This is a genomic window from Aggregatibacter actinomycetemcomitans (assembly GCF_003130205.1).
GTDB lineage: Bacteria > Pseudomonadota > Gammaproteobacteria > Enterobacterales > Pasteurellaceae > Aggregatibacter > Aggregatibacter actinomycetemcomitans_A.
Map to the genome: position 1 here is coordinate 34367 of NZ_NRDF01000005.1, position 18816 is coordinate 53182.

At 41.2% G+C, this 18816-nt stretch carries 19 protein-coding genes; 16 read left to right on the forward strand and 3 right to left on the reverse strand.

The annotated features are described in order from the left end of the window. Nucleotides 1-389: 389 nt before the first annotated feature. Nucleotides 390-1721 carry a phosphoglycerate transporter protein PgtP gene (gene pgtP, locus DK423_RS05335; RefSeq protein WP_005557832.1) on the forward strand — a complete coding sequence of 444 codons (1332 nt, stop codon included), beginning with the start codon at nt 390-392 and terminating at the stop codon, nt 1719-1721. A 141-nt stretch (nt 1722-1862) separates the two neighbouring features. Further along, a complete protein-coding gene (locus DK423_RS05340; RefSeq protein ID WP_005557834.1) occupies nt 1863-4430 on the forward strand; it encodes a GDYXXLXY domain-containing protein in 2568 nt (855 codons plus the stop codon). A 78-nt stretch (nt 4431-4508) separates the two neighbouring features. On the opposite strand, the gene cmoA is transcribed toward DK423_RS05340, so the two are convergent. After that, the gene (gene cmoA, locus DK423_RS05345) at nt 4509-5234 is read right to left on the reverse strand and encodes a carboxy-S-adenosyl-L-methionine synthase CmoA (protein WP_061886992.1); all 726 of its coding nucleotides are present in this window, start codon (nt 5232-5234) and stop codon (nt 4509-4511) included. 62 nt (nt 5235-5296) lie between these two features. Beyond that, a complete protein-coding gene (locus DK423_RS05350) occupies nt 5297-5824 on the reverse strand; it encodes an isoprenylcysteine carboxyl methyltransferase family protein (RefSeq protein WP_005557838.1) in 528 nt (175 codons plus the stop codon). 208 nt (nt 5825-6032) lie between these two features. Between DK423_RS05350 and aspS the strand changes: the two genes are divergently transcribed. The 8 genes from aspS to ruvB all read left to right on the forward strand — a co-directional run bounded on the left by aspS (nt 6033) and on the right by ruvB (nt 13547). Continuing rightward, nucleotides 6033-7811 (forward strand): aspartate--tRNA ligase, encoded by a 1779-nt coding sequence (gene aspS / locus DK423_RS05355; RefSeq protein WP_061886456.1) that lies wholly within the window; start codon nt 6033-6035, stop codon nt 7809-7811. Between the two features lie 385 nt (nt 7812-8196). After that, the gene (locus DK423_RS05365; protein ID WP_005557841.1) at nt 8197-9465 is read left to right on the forward strand and encodes an NRAMP family divalent metal transporter; all 1269 of its coding nucleotides are present in this window, start codon (nt 8197-8199) and stop codon (nt 9463-9465) included. A gap of 105 nt (nt 9466-9570) precedes the next feature. Beyond that, nucleotides 9571-10017: a dihydroneopterin triphosphate diphosphatase gene (gene nudB / locus DK423_RS05370; protein WP_032996718.1), complete on the forward strand. Its 447-nt coding sequence runs from the start codon at nt 9571-9573 to the stop codon at nt 10015-10017. 33 nt (nt 10018-10050) lie between these two features. Then, a complete protein-coding gene (locus DK423_RS05375; RefSeq protein ID WP_005557845.1) occupies nt 10051-10791 on the forward strand; it encodes a YebC/PmpR family DNA-binding transcriptional regulator in 741 nt (246 codons plus the stop codon). An 11-nt stretch (nt 10792-10802) separates the two neighbouring features. Further along, nucleotides 10803-11213 (forward strand): hypothetical protein, encoded by a 411-nt coding sequence (locus tag DK423_RS05380; protein ID WP_005542301.1) that lies wholly within the window; start codon nt 10803-10805, stop codon nt 11211-11213. 55 nt (nt 11214-11268) lie between these two features. Further along, complete coding sequence (ruvC, locus tag DK423_RS05385) at nt 11269-11841, forward strand: crossover junction endodeoxyribonuclease RuvC (RefSeq protein WP_005557847.1); 573 nt, start codon at nt 11269-11271, stop codon at nt 11839-11841. Nucleotides 11842-11904: 63 nt separating this feature from the next. Then, nucleotides 11905-12519 (forward strand): Holliday junction branch migration protein RuvA, encoded by a 615-nt coding sequence (gene ruvA / locus DK423_RS05390; RefSeq protein ID WP_005557848.1) that lies wholly within the window; start codon nt 11905-11907, stop codon nt 12517-12519. 14 nt (nt 12520-12533) lie between these two features. Further along, complete coding sequence (gene ruvB / locus DK423_RS05395; protein ID WP_005557849.1) at nt 12534-13547, forward strand: Holliday junction branch migration DNA helicase RuvB; 1014 nt, start codon at nt 12534-12536, stop codon at nt 13545-13547. 54 nt (nt 13548-13601) lie between these two features. Here the strand turns inward: ruvB and DK423_RS05400 are convergent, their stop codons facing one another. Continuing rightward, nucleotides 13602-13925, reverse strand: coding sequence for a DUF5339 domain-containing protein (locus DK423_RS05400; protein WP_032996721.1), 324 nt, complete (start codon nt 13923-13925; stop codon nt 13602-13604). A 450-nt stretch (nt 13926-14375) separates the two neighbouring features. Here DK423_RS05400 and DK423_RS05405 point away from each other — a divergent pair, with 450 nt between their 5' ends. The 6 genes from DK423_RS05405 to tolQ all read left to right on the forward strand — a co-directional run bounded on the left by DK423_RS05405 (nt 14376) and on the right by tolQ (nt 18733). Next, entirely contained in the window at nt 14376-15941 is a 1566-nt protein-coding gene (locus DK423_RS05405) for a cytochrome ubiquinol oxidase subunit I (protein ID WP_005557851.1), read from the forward strand. 14 nt (nt 15942-15955) lie between these two features. Continuing rightward, nucleotides 15956-17092: a cytochrome d ubiquinol oxidase subunit II gene (gene cydB / locus DK423_RS05410; protein ID WP_005557852.1), complete on the forward strand. Its 1137-nt coding sequence runs from the start codon at nt 15956-15958 to the stop codon at nt 17090-17092. A gap of 11 nt (nt 17093-17103) precedes the next feature. Beyond that, nucleotides 17104-17202: a cytochrome bd oxidase small subunit, CydX/CbdX family gene (locus tag DK423_RS05415; RefSeq protein WP_005578781.1), complete on the forward strand. Its 99-nt coding sequence runs from the start codon at nt 17104-17106 to the stop codon at nt 17200-17202. A gap of 4 nt (nt 17203-17206) precedes the next feature. Continuing rightward, a complete protein-coding gene (ybgE, locus tag DK423_RS05420; protein ID WP_032996723.1) occupies nt 17207-17494 on the forward strand; it encodes a cyd operon protein YbgE in 288 nt (95 codons plus the stop codon). A 115-nt stretch (nt 17495-17609) separates the two neighbouring features. Further along, nucleotides 17610-18014, forward strand: coding sequence for a tol-pal system-associated acyl-CoA thioesterase (gene ybgC / locus DK423_RS05425; protein ID WP_005557854.1), 405 nt, complete (start codon nt 17610-17612; stop codon nt 18012-18014). Nucleotides 18015-18043: 29 nt separating this feature from the next. Then, a complete protein-coding gene (tolQ, locus tag DK423_RS05430; RefSeq protein ID WP_005557855.1) occupies nt 18044-18733 on the forward strand; it encodes a protein TolQ in 690 nt (229 codons plus the stop codon). The last annotated feature ends 83 nt before the right edge of the window (nt 18734-18816 follow it).

Genomic DNA, 18816 nt, shown 5'->3' on the forward strand with positions numbered 1-18816 from the left:
AAAGATTAATAAAGTATGAAATTTATCGCGGGGAAATTTAGCTTATTTGGATTCTGTTTGCAAATGATAATTGTTGCTAATTTTAACGTCGTTTGTTAACCGACTGTTATTAAAGCGGAAAAACAACGTGAAATTTTGGTCAAAAAGTTCCCTAACTAACTGGTCTGATGTGATTTTGAACGTATGCTATGAACTATTTTTAAAGATTATTTCATTTTATTTCAAATGGTTATACTTTTTATTTTTTTATTCAATATGAAGTGATGGATTTTTTAGTTGGAAAAATATTTGGTATTTTAAAAAAGCGTAGATGGCAATGACACTTTTCCGGTCCTAATTTTCATTTCTACGCAAGATTAAAAATTACATGTAAACCAAGGAGATTTAAGATGTTTTCATTTCTTAAGGCCTCTCCGCCGGCACCTCGAATTGAGTCTTCCCGAGTTGATGCGGAGTATAAGAAATTACGTTGGCAGGTATTTGCCGGTGTATTTATAGGCTATGCGGCGTATTATTTGATCCGCAAAAACTTTTCCCTCGCTATCCCTTACCTAATTGATGAATATGGCTTTACTAAAGCGGATTTAGGCACTGTGGGTGTTGCGTTGTCCCTTGCTTATGGTTTTAGTAAGTTCATTATGGGGAATGTTTCCGACCGTAGTAATCCTAAGTATTTTATCACTATAGGTTTGCTTGGTTCGGCAATCGTGAGTTTAATTTTCGGCTTGGTGCCCGGCGTGTTGGCTTCCATTCCGATCATGATCGTGCTCGCCGCCTTTAACGGCTGGTTCCAAGGCATGGGTTACCCACCGGGTGCAAAAACCATGACCAACTGGTTCTCCGTATCCGAACGGGGTGTGTGGTGGAGCTGGTGGAATGTGTCCCATAACTTGGGCGGCGGCTTGATCGGTCCGTTAGCGATTTTAGGTTTGGCGATTTTTGGTACATGGCAATCACTTTTCTATTTGCCGGCATTAATTGCTATCGTGTTAGCGTTTATTATGTTTTGGCTAATGCGCGATACACCGGAGTCACAAGGCTTACCGCCGGTGGATGAGTGGAAGGGCGAAAAAATCGTGCAGCAGGTTGAATCAGCCCATACCCTTTCTTCAAAAGATATTTTTATGAAATATATCTTAAATAACAAGTTTTTATGGGCAATTGCTATTGCCAATGTGTTTGTATATTTCATTCGTTACGGCATTATCGACTGGGCGCCGACCTACTTAAAAGAAGTGAAACATTTTTCCGTAGATAAACAAAGCTGGGCGTATTTCCTATATGAGTATGCAGGGATTTTTGGCATGCTGACCAGTGGTTATTTGAGCGATAAAGTGTTCAAAGGTCACCGTGCCCCGCCAATGCTATTATTCCTGACAGGTGTACTTGTTGCGATTTTTGTTTATTGGAAAAATCCGGCGGGTAATCCATTGGTAGATAATATCTGTTTGGTCGCAATTGGTTTCCTGATTTACGGACCGGTGATGATGATCGGCTTGCAGGCAGCAGATTTGGTACCTCGTGTTGCGACCGGTACGGCAACGGGCTTAACCGGTTTGTTTGGTTACTTGTTGGGATCTGCCAGTGCCGGTTATGTGATGGGTAAACTGGTGGATGTATTCGGTTGGGACGGCGGGTTTTATGCGCTCATCCTTTCTTGTTTCCTCGGCTTTGCTTTCATTGCCGTCACCTTATTCCATAAACCGAATACCAAGAAATAATCTTTATTCTTAATAATACTAAAGTGCGGTTGAAATTCACGACGAAAATCCACCGCACTTTTTCTTTCATTTTTCTGTCGAAGTTGGCAGAATAGCCTCGATTTTTTACGCATAATTATAAATTATCAAGGAAAGCAAAAAATGATAAATCAATCTTCTCTGTTTAATTTATCTTGGCCACGTTATTTAAATTTATTGTTTTTAATCTTAAGTGCGGGATTTTTAGCCGGCGGTATCGTGACATTAATTGCCGCCAATTTAGATTATTTTTCCGATTTAGCCAAAATTTACAGCTTGCAACTAATTTTAGTTGCTTCGATTTTATTAGGGAGTTATTTCTTTTTGCGTGAAAGCCAAAAAGTCGCAAAAGAGAAATTAAAACTGCTTTCCACTACTTTCTTCTTTCTGAGCGCAGTGCTTATCGGCGCGGTGTTTGCCTTGGTAGGGCAGACCTATCAAACGGGTGCGAATGCATGGGAATTGTTTGCGCTGTGGTCGTTGTGCCAACTGCCGTTGTTATTGTTGCTGCCGAATATAGCTTCCGCGTTATTACTTATCGCCACGACCAATCTCACCTTGTATTTGTATTATGATGCTTGGTTTGATCATGATGTGGTGAATTATGTTGTCCTGTTAAATTTTATTTTCTTGTTGTTAAGTGAAATTTTTATTCGCCAATTACACGATCAAAATTGGCGCATTCTGCCTAAAATTCTTACCTTTTTAGTGTTAAGTCATTTATTCGGCGTCCGTGTTATTACCGATAATTTACCTAACGATATTTACTCCGGTGTGTATTTTTTTCTTGTGTTTTTACAAGTAGTGATTCCATCGGGGATCGTGATTTATGTGTATAAAAAATGCAGATTTGATTTTGTTAATTTAATTACTGCAACTATCTGTTCTATCGTTGCTTTTGGTATTTTCCTGTTCTCCAATGTGAATTCCGGTGATTTTGCCGTATTGGCAGGTCTGTTGCTTTTTATTATTACGATCTTTGCCATTATGTTATTACACAGTTGGTATAAGCAGCATTATCCACACCTTAAGAACATTTCTTGGGCATTGTCCATTTTATTAATTTTTGCCATTTTTATCGGTATTGTAACTGCATTAATTTGGCTTTTTTTAACGTTAAATGTGTCTGAACCGAAAACCGGCTTGCTGATTCTAAGCGTTATTGTGCTGTTTATCGCTCTGGGGTTGCATTTTGGCAATCCTCACGCGGAAAGTCATATGTCGATTATCATCGGGATTTTCTTCTTTATGGGCTACAATCTGCTTGCCGGTTATTTCCTTGCCGATGTATTTGACTCTTACGGTGAGCGCGCCTTGGCCTGTGATATACCGTTATTGTTTACTGCGATAATTTCTCTGCTTTATTTTTTACGCAAAGAGAGCTGGCTGAGAACTTTAACTCTCGTGATTGTTTTGGGCGTGTGGCATATTTATTTAACCGATTGTGCCATGGGTGATCTTAGCCGTGCCAATCACATCGAATACCGTTATGTGCCTTTGTATTTTGTCACGATGTTGGGCTGTGTTATTGCTTTCTTTGTGCAAAATATATATGGAGAAAACAGTAAAGTCAGAGTGCAGATCACTCCTGTTGCTTGGGCGTTTTTACTGTTCAGCATAGGCGGTTGGGCGCTTTCTACTGATAATTTCTTATCTCTGTTTGTAGCCTACGTTACCGAAACTGTGGATGCGCTACCGGAAATTGATACTTTCAGCGGCTTCTTTACGATGATCACCGCCGGGTTTTATTCTCGCGCTGTGCTCAGATTAGGTTGGATAATTCCTTTCTTAGTTTGTTTTACGCCGTTGGTCATGTATTTCGCCATCAGCCGTTTTTTCAGTTTAAAAACTAGTGAAAAAATGTGCATTGCCGCGATCCTGGCGCTATTTACTTTCCTCTTTGTCGGTCAGCCTTCCGTATTATTTTTCGTTACGTTGTTGCTAATTGCCTACTTTGTGCAAAGCCGCACGTTGTTTTTTATCGGTGTTTTATCCTCAGTCGGTAACTTGGCAATTTACTATTATTTGTTATTTATCCCACTGCTTTACAAGGCATTTTTACTGCTGTTCTTTGCTTTGTTATTCTCTGCGGTTGCTATTTATTTACATGGAAAACATCCACTGCAAACACAAAGTGCGGTCAGTTTTTACAGCGTTTCTAAAGTGAAACCGATGGTTGCGCTCTGTACGGTGTTGCTGATTCTGATTCCGTTAAATTATAAAGTGTGGCAATTTGAAAGTGTGTTGATGACGGGTAAACCGGTGGTGTTAAAAATTGCGCCAGTTGATCCGCGTTCCATCATACAAGGCGATTATATGTCTCTCAGTTATGCTATTTTGACGGATATTCGTGCACAATTAAATACTTCCATGAATGATCAAGAAGCTGTCATTAGTGGACGAAAAACAAGCCCTAAACGGGTTTATGCGTTAGTACACCAGGATGAGCAGGGCGTCGCTACATTATGTCGTGTAGAGAATCGTATTCCGACGGATTTCCACGATTGTGTGCCTGATATGTATTTGCCGGTCAATAATGTCGGTTGGTTTCCACAACTGCCAAGTCAGGAATATTTCTTTGCGGAAGGCAAAGGACAACATTATGCACAAGCGGAATATGCCGAATATCGCTTTAAAGACGGCATCTTATTGCTTGCCCGTTTATTGGATAAGGACTTGAAAGGCTTGTAGAAAGGGCGTTCAACAAAAAGTGCGGTGGATTTTTAAAATGTTTTTAAATCCACCACACTTTTCTCTTGCAAGAACGCGTTATTTGATTGCGATCATCGAACCGAAATTAAAGCACTGGAACCACAGTTCCACATGGGAAAATCCCACATTTTTTAACCGCACTTTATGGGTTTCAATACTGTCTGTGCGCATAACCTTTTCTAAGGCGGTGCGTTTTTGGCTCACTTCTAATTCACTGTAGCCGTTGGCGCGTTTGAATTGGTGGTGCAGGTCGATAAGCAATTCGTCAATTTTCCCATCTTCAAAACGGAATTTTTCCGATAGCACCAACACGCCATTGGGATTTAGTCCTTGATAAATTTTTTCCAGTAACGCAATGCGATCCTGCGGCGGTAAAAATTGCAGGGTGAAATTTAAAATCACCATGGACGCGTTTTTGATCTCAATGTGACGAATGTCATCACATAAAATTTCTACCGGGATGTTGCTATGGTAGGCGGCGATATGTTGACGACAGCGCTCCACCATTGGTTGAGAATTATCCACACCGATGATTTTTACATTTGTGCGCTGAATATGACGACGGGCGGATAAGGTCGCCGCGCCATGGGAGCAGCCCAGATCGTAAACGTTGCTGCCGGCACTGACAAAGCGTTCGGCAAGCATACCGATAGCGGTGATGATGTTGGAGTAGCCCGGCACGGAGCGTTGGATCATGTCGGGGAAAACTTCCGCAACGCTTTCATCAAAAGTAAAATCACCCAATTTTTCAATGGGGGCGGCGAAAATGATGTCTTTGTTCATGAGAGTAAATAAAAAATTACATGGTTTAAAAATAATTATTTTATGGTGTTCTAAATATAGATTTAGATATTGTGATTTTGTTTAAACAAGCATTTCATCGCCTTTTCTTCTTGCATAATACGGATAGCTAATATGATCATGTATAAAGGTAATATAAACATAGCAGTTAGTTTAGCTTGGCATAGTAAGCTTAAGCCAATTAATTCGGGAATGATATTCAGAAAATAATTAGGATGTCTAAAATATTTGAATATAAATGAAGTATTTATCTTATGATTAGGCAAGATGTAAACTTTTACAGTCCAAATTTCTTGTAGTTGATAGATTACGTAAAACAGCATTATAAGAGAGAAAATCAAGATCATTAATCCAATCTGAGATTCTTTATTAAAAATAACTTGATTGTAATTGGCTTCTGTAATACATGAAAAATAGAATAAAATATGTACTACCGATAAAGCAATTGAATTTTTCTTTCCATATTGTATGGCGCCTTTTTTTAGTAAATTTTTTTCATTTTTGATTGAAATAGATAAAGTATAAAACCGTAATAATAGCGCTAACGCAAAGAAAATGTTAATAAGTAACATAAAGGTTATCCTTTTTTAAGTGATATGTCGTATGATAACAAAGGGTTATGTTTATTTTATCGTTCCATGAGTATCACTCATGTAAGAAGCTGATAATGGCTATAGTATAATATCTCTTGTAATAAGAAATATAATTTTTATTGATAGGTATTTTAAGTTACTATATTTTTCCGCATACTACGTAGATTTATCAAAATGAGGTATAAAAATGATGCGTTCACATTATTGCGGTGCGTTAAACCGTACCAATATTGGTCAAGACATAACCTTAAGCGGATGGGTTCATCGTCGCCGTGATTTAGGCGGTTTAATTTTTATTGATCTGCGCGATCGAGAAGGCATCGTGCAAGTGTGTTTTGATCCGAAATATCAAGAAGCCTTAACCGCCGCAGCCGGTTTGCGTAACGAATTTTGTATTCAGATTCAAGGCAAAGTCATTGCCCGCCCGGATAATCAAATCAACAAAAATATGGCGACCGGTGAAGTAGAAGTGTTGGCAAAAATGTTGAAAGTTTATAATGCCTCCGATGTGTTACCGCTTGACTTCAACCAAAATAATACCGAAGAACAGCGCTTAAAATACCGTTATTTGGATTTACGTCGCCCCGAAATGGCGCAACGTTTGAAAACCCGCGCGAAAATCACCGGTTTTGTGCGCCGCTTTATGGACGACAACGGTTTCTTGGATATTGAAACGCCAATGCTAACCAAAGCCACTCCGGAAGGCGCGCGCGATTATCTCGTGCCAAGCCGTGTGCATAAAGGCAAATTCTACGCGCTTCCGCAATCACCGCAGCTTTTCAAACAGCTTCTGATGATGTCCGGTTTTGATCGTTATTATCAAATCGTGAAATGCTTCCGGGATGAAGATTTGCGCGCGGATCGCCAACCTGAATTCACGCAAATCGATGTGGAAACCTCGTTCTTAACGGCGCCGGAAGTGCGTGAAATTATGGAGCGTATGGTGCACGGTTTGTGGCAACATATTTTAGGTGTGGATTTGGGCAAATTCCTGGTGATGACCTGGCAGGAAGCGATGCGCCGTTTTGGTTCCGATAAACCGGATTTGCGTAATCCGTTAGAAATGGTGGACGTGGCTGATATTGTCAAAAACGTAGATTTCAAGGTATTCCAAGGTCCGGCAAATGATCCGAACGGCCGTGTCACCGTAATTCGTGTGCCGAACGGCAATGAAATCACCCGCAAACAAATTGATGAATACACCCAATTCGTTGGCATCTACGGTGCAAAAGGCTTAGCGTGGTTAAAAGTAAATGATGTCAATGCTGGTCTTGAAGGCGTACAAAGCCCTATTGCGAAATTCTTAAATGAAGACGTACTCAAAGCCTTGTTTGAACGCGTAGGCGCGCAAACCGGCGATATTTTATTCTTCGGCGCCGACAAATGGCAAACCACTACAGATTCAATGGGCGCGTTACGTTTGAAATTAGGACGTGATCTCGGTTTAACCCGTTTAGACGAATGGCAACCGCTTTGGGTCATCGATTTCCCAATGTTTGAACGTGATGATGAAGGTAATTTGGCGGCAATGCACCATCCATTCACGTCACCAAAAGACTTCACGCCTGAACAATTAGAAGCGGATCCGACAAGTGCGGTAGCTAACGCGTACGATATGGTCATCAATGGCTATGAAGTGGGTGGCGGTTCTGTGCGTATTTTCGATCCGAAAATGCAACAAACCGTATTCCGTATTCTTGGTATTGACGAAGAGCAACAACGCGAAAAATTCGGTTTCTTGTTAGATGCGTTAAAATTCGGTACACCACCGCACGCCGGTCTTGCATTCGGTTTAGATCGTTTAACCATGTTATTAACCGGCACCGAAAACATTCGTGATGTGATCGCCTTCCCGAAAACCACCGCCGCAGCGTGTTTAATGACGGAAGCGCCAAGTGTGGCAAATCCGCAGGCATTGTCGGAATTAAGCATTCAGGTAGTGAAGACCGACAAAACGGAGGCATGATTTAATATAGAACAAACTTATCGAGAAATGTTACTACACCCTGCATAAATCGGTAAATTTGTTTATATCACGCTTCTGCTGATTGGTTTTTTGTCAAGAATGTGGGGCGGCTGGCATACATAAAAGTGCGGTAAAAAACATCGGCGTTTTTGACCGCACTTTTTTTATCAGAAAAATTTTATTCTCTGAAATAAATTGATTTTTTGGTGTTATTACCGGTTATTTATTTTTTATCTTAATATTATTTCCTGAAATTATTAAATAATCAGAGTTTTATTCTGCTATTTTCTCTGTGGTAGAATTTTATTTTCTTTACTCAATTGTTAAATTCTATTATAAATGGTTTCCCTAGCATTTTTATGGTCAATTTATAAGAGAATATTTTATGAGTGAAGTTTCAAATCCGGTAGAAAAATCCACTTGGGCGAGTAAATTTTCTGCCTTAGGTCCGGGCATTGTCATGGCGTCAGCTGCTGTTGGTGGATCCCATATTATCGCTTCAACCCAAGCCGGTGCAATTTACGGTTGGGAGTTGGTGAGCATTGTTATCCTGGCTAATTTATTCAAATATCCTTTTTTCAGATTTGGTGTGCAATATACCTTGGATACAGGTAATACCTTGTTGGAAGGGTATCGCCAAAAAGGGCGTTTCTATTTATGGTTATTTCTTATTTTAAATGTCTTTGCAACAGTCGTTAATACGGCAGCAGTGGGGTTATTAACTGCTGCGATCCTGATATTTATTACACCAATCCCTTTGCCAATGTCGGTATTAAGTTCATTAGTTATTGTTGTTACAACAGGAATTCTATTGTTAGGTAAATACCGTCTTTTAGACAGATTATCCAAAATCATCATGATTGCCTTGACCATCACGACGGTGAGTGCAGTAGTGATTGCCATCATGCGTAACGGCATGCAAGGCGTGGCACCGGCGGATTTTGTTGCACCTTCGCCATGGGAATTGAGCAAATTGGCATTCTTAGTCGCACTCATGGGCTGGATGCCGGCGCCGATTGAAATCTCAGCGATTAATTCCATGTGGGTGGTGGCTAAACGTCGTTTGACCAAGGTGTCTTATCAGGACGGTTTGTTTGACTTTAACGTGGGGTATATCGGCACGGCGATTTTAGCGGTGGTGTTCCTGGCACTAGGCGCCTTAGTGCAATTTGGCTCGCCTGAAACCGTTGAAATGGTTGGTGGAAAATATATTGCACAACTTATTAATATGTATGCAAGCACCATCGGTGAATGGGCGCGTTTACTGATCGCAGTGATTGCCTTTATGTGCATGTTCGGCACAACTATCACCGTTATTGACGGCTATTCCCGCACTAACGTGGAATCTTTGCGTTTATTGCTCGGTAAACATGAGAGTTCGGTCAGAACCTTAAATATTTCTATGGTTTTGGCGGCATTATCGGGTTTGGCGATTATTTTCTGTTTTAATAATGCGGTGGGCCCGATGCTCAAATTCGCAATGATCGCCTCATTTGTTTCTGCCCCGGTTTTTGCCTGGCTAAATTTATCCTTAACCAAGAAATCTAAGCACAGCGTGAAAGGCGGGTTATTGTGGTTGTCTTTTATTGGATTATTCTATTTAACCGCATTCGCTGCGTTATTTATCGCTCAACAAGCAGGCCGGCTAAGTTAAAAAACAACGTAGAAGATTACCGCACTTTATTACCGTAAAGTGCGGTAATTTTTTTGAAAGTTTTTTAAAGACAAGGTATTATGCCATTCATTTCCAATAACACGAATGACCACATTGAAATACAAAAGTAATGAGTCGGTCCTGGTTGTGATCTCCGCCCGAAATAGTGGCAGGGTGTTAATGCTGCAACGCTGTGATGATCCTGATTTCTGGCAGTCTGTAACGGGATCTCTGGAAGAAAATGAAACGCCGCGACAAGCGGCAATTCGTGAGTTATGGGAAGAAATCAGGTTAAAAACACCGTCAAAAACCACCGCACTTTTTGATTGCAACGAAAGCATAGCGTTTGAAATTTTCCCGCATTTCCGCTATAAATACGCACCGCATATCACCCATTGTCGGGAACATTGGTTTTTATTGGCGGTCGAGCAGGAATTCACCCCTAAATTAACAGAACATTTAGCGTTTCAATGGATACCTGGCGAACAAGCTGCTGAAATGACAAAGTCGCCGAATAATGCGGAGGCGATAAAAAAATATTTATTGAAATAAACCGAATTTAAATAAATTGAGAAGGAAAACAAAATGGCAGGCCATAGTAAGTGGGCAAATATTAAACACCGTAAAGCGGCACAAGATGCACAGCGCGGGAAAATTTTTACTAAATTAATTCGTGAATTGGTGACTGCTGCTAAAATCAGTGGTGGTGACGTTGGTTCTAACCCGCGTCTGCGTGCGGCGGTAGATAAAGCATTGAGCAATAATATGACCCGCGATACCATTAACCGTGCAATTGAGCGCGGTATCGGCGGTGGTGATGATACCAACATGGAAACCCGCGTGTATGAAGGTTACGGCCCGGGCGGCACGGCGGTGATGGTGGAATGTTTAAGTGATAACGCCAATCGCACCATTTCCCAAGTGCGCCCAAGTTTTACTAAATGTGGCGGTAATTTAGGCACCGAGGGTTCCGTGGGCTATTTGTTTAGCAAAAAAGGCTTGATTTTAGTGAATCAGGCGGATGAAGACGCTTTGATGGAAGCGGCAATTGAAGGCGGCGCAGACGATGTTCAGCCACAAGAAGACGGTTCCTTCGAAATTTATACCGCTTGGGAAGATTTGGGTTCTGTACGTGATGCCATTGAAGCGGCAGGGTTTAACGTTGAAAACGCGGAAGTGACAATGATTCCTTCCACTACAGTAGACTTGGATGCAGAAACTGCGCCGAAGCTACTACGTTTAATCGATATGTTAGAAGACTGTGATGATGTACAAAATGTATATCATAACGGTGAAATTAGCGATGAAATCGCAGCAATGCTATAAGGAGCATATATATGAAATTAGTAAAAACATTATCTGCTGTTGCAGTCATTGCGGTACTGTCCGCGTGTTCTGCTTCTAAGAAAGAACCACAACCGGTTAAATCGGAGAAAACGGTGGTTTATTCTTGTAACAAGAGAGCCGTTACTGTGACTTACCAATTTGAAAACCAAGAAGCCACTGAAGCGAAAGTTGTTATGCGTAAAAAAGTGATTGCGGAATCTCTTCCGGTGAGTAACGTGGATAAAGATTTCCCTTCATTTATTTCCGATAAATACATCTGGAGCGTTGACAGCGGGTTTTCATTAAATACCGCGACAGCAACCGATGGCGTAATGTTGACCCAACGCGGTAAAAAAGTGGATAGAATCTTGGCTAAAAATTGTAAAGTCAATGCAAAAGCCACAGCAAGAGCTAACCAATAGTTTTTAATTTGAGGTAAAACGGGTAGAGGATTTCTACCCGTTTGTTTATGAGCGAATGAGCATTATTTTAGGCATTGACCCCGGTTCCCGTGTCACCGGTTATGGTGTAATTCGGCAAAACGGACGGCATTTGGAATATCTTGGTAGCGGCGCAATTCGTACCCGGGTGGAAGATTTGCCAACTCGCTTAAAGCGTATTTATGCCGGCGTAACGGAAATTATCACGCAATTTCAGCCCGATATGTTTGCCATTGAGCAAGTTTTTATGGCGAAAAATGCCGATTCTGCATTAAAACTGGGACAAGCCCGTGGTACGGCAATTGTGGCGGCAGTGAATCATAATTTGCCGGTATTTGAATATGCGGCACGCTTAATCAAGCAAACGGTGGTTGGTGTTGGTTCTGCGGATAAAATTCAAGTGCAGGAGATGGTCACCCGCATTCTTAAACTTTCCGATAAACCGCAAGCCGATGCGGCAGATGCCTTGGCGATCGCCATTACGCATGCCCATTCCATACAACACTCTTTCCATGTGGCAAGTTCGGCAAGCCAAAACGAAACGCAGGAAAAACTGACCGCACTTTTACGTACTCGATACAGCCGGGGGCGCTTCCGTTTAAAAATTTAACTGGATAAATATCCAGTTTTATTTTATGCTACGCACAATTTTTTACTCATCACTAGGATTCTTATGATTGGTCATCTCACCGGTATTTTAATGGAAAAACAGCCGCCGGAAATTTTGTTGGATGTGCAAGGTATAGGCTATGAATTATTGCTGCCGATGACAAGTTTTTATAATTTGCCAGAAGTAGGCAAACAAACCAGTTTATTTACCCATCTGGTGGTGCGTGAGGATGCCCATTTGTTGTTTGGATTTGCCCAAAAAGCCGACCGCACTTTATTCCGCGAGCTGATAAAAACCAATGGCGTCGGACCCAAATTGGCATTGGCGATTTTGTCCGCTATGTCGGTAGATGAATTTGCTTATGCTATTGAACGTGAGGAACTCTCCCGTTTAGTGAAAATTCCCGGCATCGGCAAGAAGACCGCCGAACGGTTATTGGTGGAATTAAAAGGCAAATTTAAAGAAGTGAAAACAAACAACTTCTTCGTACAGGCGGATCATTTACCTCGTTTTAGTACGGAAATATCGGCGACGGTTGAACCTTCCAACGAAGCGGTGGCGGCGCTCGTGGCATTAGGTTATAAACCGTTAGATGCAGAAAAAATGGTGAAGAAAGTTTCTAAGCCTGAACTTTCCAGCGAACAGCTCATTCGTGAAGCCCTGAAAGCGGCATTATAATTCGGATAATGAAAATGATTGAAGCAGACAGAATTATCAGTGCGACGGCAAAATTAGACGAGGATGTTATCGATCGTGCCATTCGCCCGAAATTGCTGGCAGATTATGTGGGGCAACCGCAGGTATGCGAGCAAATGGAGATTTTCATCAAGGCAGCAAAATTACGTCAGGATGCGTTGGATCATTTGCTGATTTTTGGTCCGCCGGGCTTGGGGAAAACCACTTTAGCGAATATTGTTGCCAATGAAATGGGCGTGAATATTCGTACCACATCAGGACCTGTGCTGGAAAAAGCGGGGGATTTGGCGGCAATGTTGACCAATCTGGAGCCTCATGATGTATTGTTTATTGATGAAATTCATCGTCTTTCTCCCGCGATTGAAGAAGTGCTTTATCCGGCAATGGAAGATTATCAGCTTGATATTATGATTGGCGAAGGGCCGGCAGCGCGTTCCATTAAATTGGATTTGCCGCCTTTTACGCTTATCGGTGCAACCACCCGTGCGGGTTCTTTAACCTCTCCGCTGCGCGATCGTTTTGGTATTGTGCAGCGTTTGGAATTTTATTCTGTGCCGGATTTAACTTCTATTGTGTCCAGAAGTGCGGTCTGTTTACAGCTTAAAATTAACGATACAGCAGCTTATGAAATCGCCCGCCGCTCTCGCGGCACACCACGGATTGCCAATCGGTTATTACGTCGGGTGCGTGATTACGCTGATGTGCGTAACAATGGCATGATTAGCGAAGAGGTTGCTAAAGCAGCGCTATCCATGCTGGATATTGATGATGCGGGGTTTGATTACTTAGACAGAAAATTGCTTACGGCAGTTTTGGAGCGCTTTGACGGTGGTCCGGTCGGTTTGGATAATTTGGCGGCGGCAATTGGCGAAGAGCGGGATACCATTGAAGACGTATTGGAGCCATATTTAATTCAACAAGGTTTTTTACAGCGAACCTCAAGGGGGCGAATTGCTACACTCACCACATATCGCCATTTCGGTATTGAGAAAATTACTCGCGAAGATTAAGCAAAAAGAAGGCTTATTGGAATCCAATAAGCCTTTAGCGTGAATTGGGGTAGATTACTGTTGCTGTTGTTTCATGCTGGTGAGTTTCGCTAATGCCACATTACAACTTTTGATTTGTGTCGCCAATTCCATTTCCAGAATTTGCTTTTTGCTTTGATTTAACTTGCTTCTGATTTTATTTACTTGGGTATGTGTACCGGGCTGCCTTTCCGCTTCGGCAATTAAATTTTCGGTTTCACTAAATAAATCTTTGCACTGCTTTGGCATTTCTACTGCACTTTTTCCTACGGTTTTTTTATCGTTTTCAGCAGCATTTGCAACGTTGCTGACAGTGGCCATGCAAAGTGCGGTTAGAATTCCGGCTATTTTGTTTATCATCTGAGAGACCTACGTTTGTTAAGTTGAAAGAAATCAATAAAACTGGGCGAAAAGTTATCAAAATTTATGTGTGATGTCTAGTTTTTAATTTCAATTGTTAGAACTGAATCATACCGGGTTAAGGGCGCTATGCCTTGTGTTGCAAAGATGTTATTGAAATTTATAATTTGATCTTGATCAAAATAGTGAAAAATGCCTATGTTTGATTATTTTTGATTTATATCTAAAAATGTGATCAGCTTGGCATAATTTACTATTTTTTATCCTTACGTTTAATAGTAGAATATGCGACCTGTTTGGATTATCTATGTAATAATCGACTCCGACAACTGCAAGTGGCAGTCATTATATAAGGTAATCCTAAATTAAAAATTCAAAGATTTTTGAGTTTCTGGGGTGATTACGAAGTAATCATAATTTAAGGACTTGTAGCATTTACAAGGAGTCGAGATGTTAGACGTTGTTGAACTCTCAAGACTGCAGTTTGCTTTAACTGCATTGTATCACTTCATATTTGTGCCATTAACGTTAGGGATGACTTTTCTGTTGGTTATCATGGAAACACTTTATGTCGTCACAAATAAAGAAGTTTATAAAGATATGACCAAATTCTGGGGTAAGTTGTTTGGTATTAACTTTGCGCTGGGTGTAACTACCGGCGTTACAATGGAATTTGAATTCGGCACTAACTGGTCATATTATTCTCATTATGTGGGAGATATTTTCGGCGCACCTCTTGCGATTGAAGCGTTGTTAGCCTTTTTCTTGGAATCTACTTTTGTCGGTCTTTTCTTTTTTGGATGGGATCGTTTAAGTAAAGGTAAACACCTTTTGGCAACTTACTGTGTTGCGTTCGGTTCAAATCTTTCCGCCATGTGGATTCTAGTGGCAAACGGCTGGATGCAATCTCCGGTCGGTTCCGAATTTAATTTTGAAACCATGCGGATGGAAATGACCAGTTTCATGGATTTGTGGTTGAATCCGATTGCGCAAAGCAAATTCTTACACACTTTATCCGCCGGTTATGTTTCCGGTGCATTCTTTGTATTGGCAATCAGCTCTTACTATTTACTGAAAGGCCGCGATATCGGTTTTGCCAAACGTTCGTTCTCTGTAGCTTCTACTTTCGGTATTATCTCTGTGGTTTCCGTGTTAATTATGGGGGACGAATCCGGTTATGAAATCGGCTACGCACAGCCGACTAAGTTGGCTGCAATGGAAGGCGAATGGCATACCCAGCCGGCTCCGGCAGCCTGGAATATGGTTATTGTTCCAAATCAAGCAGAGCAGAAAAATGATTTCTCCTTGCAAATTCCATATGTAGCAGGGGTTATCGTTACCCGTTCATTTGATAAACAATTCAGTGGTTTAATCGATTTGCAAGAACGTAATCTTGAACGTGTGCGTAGTGGTATCCAAGCCTATGCCTTATTGCAGCAACTGAGAGCGGAGAAAAAGGCAAACGGTCAGGCAAGTGAAGAAACAAAAGCGAAATTTGATGAAGTACAAAAAGATTTAGGTTTCGGCTTGTTGTTAAAACGCTATACCGATAACGTGGTGGATGCTACTGAAGAACAAATTAAACAGGCAGCAGCAGATACAATTCCTAAAGTAGCGCCGACATTCTGGTCTTTCCGTGTGATGATGGCTACCGGTGGTGCGATTTTACTGCTAATGCTGTTTGCCTTTGTACAAAATGTTCGTAAAACTGTAGGTCGTAGTCCGTTATTATTAAAAGCATTATTGTGGGGGGTGCCACTGCCGTGGATTGGTATTGAGTGCGGTTGGTTTTTGGCGGAATATGGTCGTCAACCTTGGGCGATTTATGAAGTATTGCCGGTAGGTGTTTCTGCTTCCAAGCTTGCGCCGGGCGATTTGTGGTTCTCTATCGGTTTGATTTGTGCGTTGTATACCTTATTCCTCGTCGTAGAAATGTACTTAACGTTTAAATACGGAAGATTGGGTCCAAGTGCATTAAAAACCGGTCGTTATTATTTCGAACAATCCTCTAAATAGGCAGGAGCTTAACTATGTTTGATTATGAATTTCTACGTTTCGTATGGTGGATCCTGGTTTGCGTATTGCTTATTGGATTTGCCGTTACCGATGGTTTTGATATGGGCGTTTTAAGCCTATTACCTTTTACCGGTAAAAAAGAAGTTGAAAAGCGTATTATGATTAATACTATCGCGCCGCACTGGGATGGTAACCAAGTTTGGTTATTAACTGCCGGTGGTGCGATGTTTGCTGCATGGCCGTTAGTCTATGCAACCTCATTCTCCGGTTTCTTCATTGCGATGATTTTAGTGTTAGCCGCCTTATTTTTCCGTCCTGTCGGTTTTGAATATCGCGCCAAAATTGATAATCCAACCTGGCGTAAGGCATGGGATTGGGGTTTGTTTATCGGTGGATTTGTTCCGTCTTTGGTATTCGGTGTGGCATTCGGTAACTTATTACAGGGTGTTCCGTTTGAATTCAATGAGTTACAACAGGTGCAATATACCGGTACATTCTTTGGGTTGTTAAATCCGTTTGCATTACTTTGTGGTGTAATCAGTTTGGCAATGTTAACCACCCATGGCGCGAACTGGTTGCAAATGAAAACCACGTCAGAATTGCGTGAACGTGCTTGCGTGATTTCTCAGGTGGGCGCAACCATGACGTTAATAGCCTTTGTATTGGCAGGTGTATGGTTATCTTTCAAAGACGGTTTTGTTGTCACCAGTGTGATTGATCACAACGCTCCTTCCAACCCGATTGGTAAAGAAGTGGCAGTACAAGCCGGTGCTTGGTTTAACAACTATAAAGAAATGCCGATTTTATGGTTATTCCCGGTATTGGCTGTAGGTGGCGCATTGCTTAATGCAATATTCTCGAAAGCAAATCGTTGTGGCTTTGCCTTCCTGTTCTCATCATTAACCATGGCCGGTGTGATTTTAACCGCTGCAATTGCCATGTTCCCGTTTGTGATGCCATCCATTTCTCATCCGGAAATGAGTTTATTAATGTGGGACGCCACTTCAAGTAAATTAACCTTAACATTAATGTTCTTCTTATCATTAATTTTTGTGGTGATTCTGCTTTCTTATACCATTTGGGCTTACTACAAAATGTTTGGTCGTATTGATAGCAGTTTCATTGAAGAAAACAAAAACTCACTATATTAAGGAGAAATATTATGTTCTATGTTATTTGGGTATTTGGTGTTTTGTTAGCCATTATGCTAACTGTGGTTGTGACCATTAGCATCGAAAAAACAGGTAAATTTGACGAGTAATTGAATGATTAACTCATTGTACCAATCACTAAATAAGGGTTCGTTTCGAACCCTTTCATTTATTTTAGCTCTAATACTCACGATATTTTTCTTTTTCAATGTCAATCAATTTGCCACACAACTAAGAGCGGTCGAATTTTATTACGTTTTGGGCTTAATTTGGGGAATGGTAATTTTATGGATTCACGGCATTGGATTTGAAATTCGGCTAAACTTATGGCGTGCGATTTTCATGCCTTGGATTGGTTATATTGCGGGGATCGGTGCGTTCCTGCATAACCTGATAAGTTAAAGTCAACTCATTAATATTTGGAATAAGTATGATTTCAAGCTTGCCAATCATTTTTAGGCACTCTAGAATAGCTAGCTCCCTGTGTTCTAAATTTCCGTAAGGTAAGGGAGAAAGATTGGAGCAAAAAGCTTTTTACTATGCTGCTCGTGTTTATTATGAAGATACCGATGCCGGTGGCGTAGTTTATCACGCACGCTATTTACATTTTTTGGAGCGTGCAAGAACAGAATGTTTAAGAGAATTTAATTTCTCCCAACAAACGTTGTTAAATGAGAATAAAGGCGCTTTCGTCGTTAAATCAATGAACATTGATTATTGTGTTGCGGCGAGATTAGACGATTTGTTACAAGTGGAAACCGCTGTAACCGAGCTAAAAGGCGCTTCAATTATTTTTTCTCAAACGATTAAGCGGGATGATGTCCTTTTATGTCAGGCTACCGTCAAGGTAGCCTATGTTGATCTTGGTAAGATGAAATCGGTGGCAATTCCGCAGAAAATCAAGACAATGTTAATCAAGTAACAATTAACCAGTTGTTTTCGGAGTATGTAATGGCAGCAGAGTTAAACTTTTTAGATTTATTTTTAAAAGCGAGTATCGTAGTTCAGCTCGTTATCTTAATTTTAATCATTTTCTCAATTACCTCTTGGGCTATCATCATTCAGCGTAGCCGCGTGTTAACTAAAGCGCTGAAGGAATCCATGGCATTTGAAGACCGTTTTTGGTCCGGCGAAGATTTAAGTAAACTGTATGAAGGTTTATCTAACCGTCGTGATGGGTTAACCGGCAGCGAACAGATTTTTTATGTAGGATTTAAAGAATTTTCCCGCTTAAAACAAGCCAATCCGGATGCGCCCGAAGCCATTATCCAAGGCAGCACCCGTGCTATGAACTTATCCATGAACCGTGAAATTGAAGATCTGGAAACCCGCGTACCGTTTTTGGCAACAGTGGCTTCCATCAGCCCGTATATTGGTTTGTTCGGGACCGTTTGGGGGATTATGCACGCATTTCTGTCCTTAAGTGGCGCAAAACAAGCCACCTTACAAATGGTAGCACCGGGCATTGCGGAAGCGTTGATTGCAACGGCTATCGGCTTGTTTGCTGCGATTCCTGCGGTAATGGCATATAACCGTTTGAGTTTACGTGTGAATAAACTTGAGCAAAATTACGGCAATTTCATCGATGAATTTACCACCATTTTGCACCGTCAAGTGTTTGGTAAAAACCATCACAATTAATTTACCGAAAATTCTTACCGCACTTTATGCTAAAAGTGCGGTCATTATTTTAAGCGTTTTTAGATTACAGATTTAGAAGGTTG

Excerpts from the sequence above, each read along its gene's own strand:
- pgtP (WP_005557832.1), top strand. The coding sequence starts at position 390 with ATGTTTTCATTTCTTAAGGCCTCTCCGCCGGCACCTCGAATTGAGTCT.
- DK423_RS05340 (WP_005557834.1), top strand. The coding sequence starts at position 1,863 with ATGATAAATCAATCTTCTCTGTTTAATTTATCTTGGCCACGTTATTTA.
- cmoA (WP_061886992.1), bottom strand. The coding sequence starts at position 5,234 with ATGAACAAAGACATCATTTTCGCCGCCCCCATTGAAAAATTGGGTGAT.
- DK423_RS05350 (WP_005557838.1), bottom strand. The coding sequence starts at position 5,824 with ATGTTACTTATTAACATTTTCTTTGCGTTAGCGCTATTATTACGGTTT.
- aspS (WP_061886456.1), top strand. The coding sequence starts at position 6,033 with ATGATGCGTTCACATTATTGCGGTGCGTTAAACCGTACCAATATTGGT.
- DK423_RS05365 (WP_005557841.1), top strand. The coding sequence starts at position 8,197 with ATGAGTGAAGTTTCAAATCCGGTAGAAAAATCCACTTGGGCGAGTAAA.
- nudB (WP_032996718.1), top strand. The coding sequence starts at position 9,571 with ATGACCACATTGAAATACAAAAGTAATGAGTCGGTCCTGGTTGTGATC.
- DK423_RS05375 (WP_005557845.1), top strand. The coding sequence starts at position 10,051 with ATGGCAGGCCATAGTAAGTGGGCAAATATTAAACACCGTAAAGCGGCA.
- DK423_RS05380 (WP_005542301.1), top strand. The coding sequence starts at position 10,803 with ATGAAATTAGTAAAAACATTATCTGCTGTTGCAGTCATTGCGGTACTG.
- ruvC (WP_005557847.1), top strand. The coding sequence starts at position 11,269 with ATGAGCATTATTTTAGGCATTGACCCCGGTTCCCGTGTCACCGGTTAT.
- ruvA (WP_005557848.1), top strand. The coding sequence starts at position 11,905 with ATGATTGGTCATCTCACCGGTATTTTAATGGAAAAACAGCCGCCGGAA.
- ruvB (WP_005557849.1), top strand. The coding sequence starts at position 12,534 with ATGATTGAAGCAGACAGAATTATCAGTGCGACGGCAAAATTAGACGAG.
- DK423_RS05400 (WP_032996721.1), bottom strand. The coding sequence starts at position 13,925 with ATGATAAACAAAATAGCCGGAATTCTAACCGCACTTTGCATGGCCACT.
- DK423_RS05405 (WP_005557851.1), top strand. The coding sequence starts at position 14,376 with ATGTTAGACGTTGTTGAACTCTCAAGACTGCAGTTTGCTTTAACTGCA.
- cydB (WP_005557852.1), top strand. The coding sequence starts at position 15,956 with ATGTTTGATTATGAATTTCTACGTTTCGTATGGTGGATCCTGGTTTGC.
- DK423_RS05415 (WP_005578781.1), top strand. The coding sequence starts at position 17,104 with ATGTTCTATGTTATTTGGGTATTTGGTGTTTTGTTAGCCATTATGCTA.
- ybgE (WP_032996723.1), top strand. The coding sequence starts at position 17,207 with ATGATTAACTCATTGTACCAATCACTAAATAAGGGTTCGTTTCGAACC.
- tolQ (WP_005557855.1), top strand. The coding sequence starts at position 18,044 with ATGGCAGCAGAGTTAAACTTTTTAGATTTATTTTTAAAAGCGAGTATC.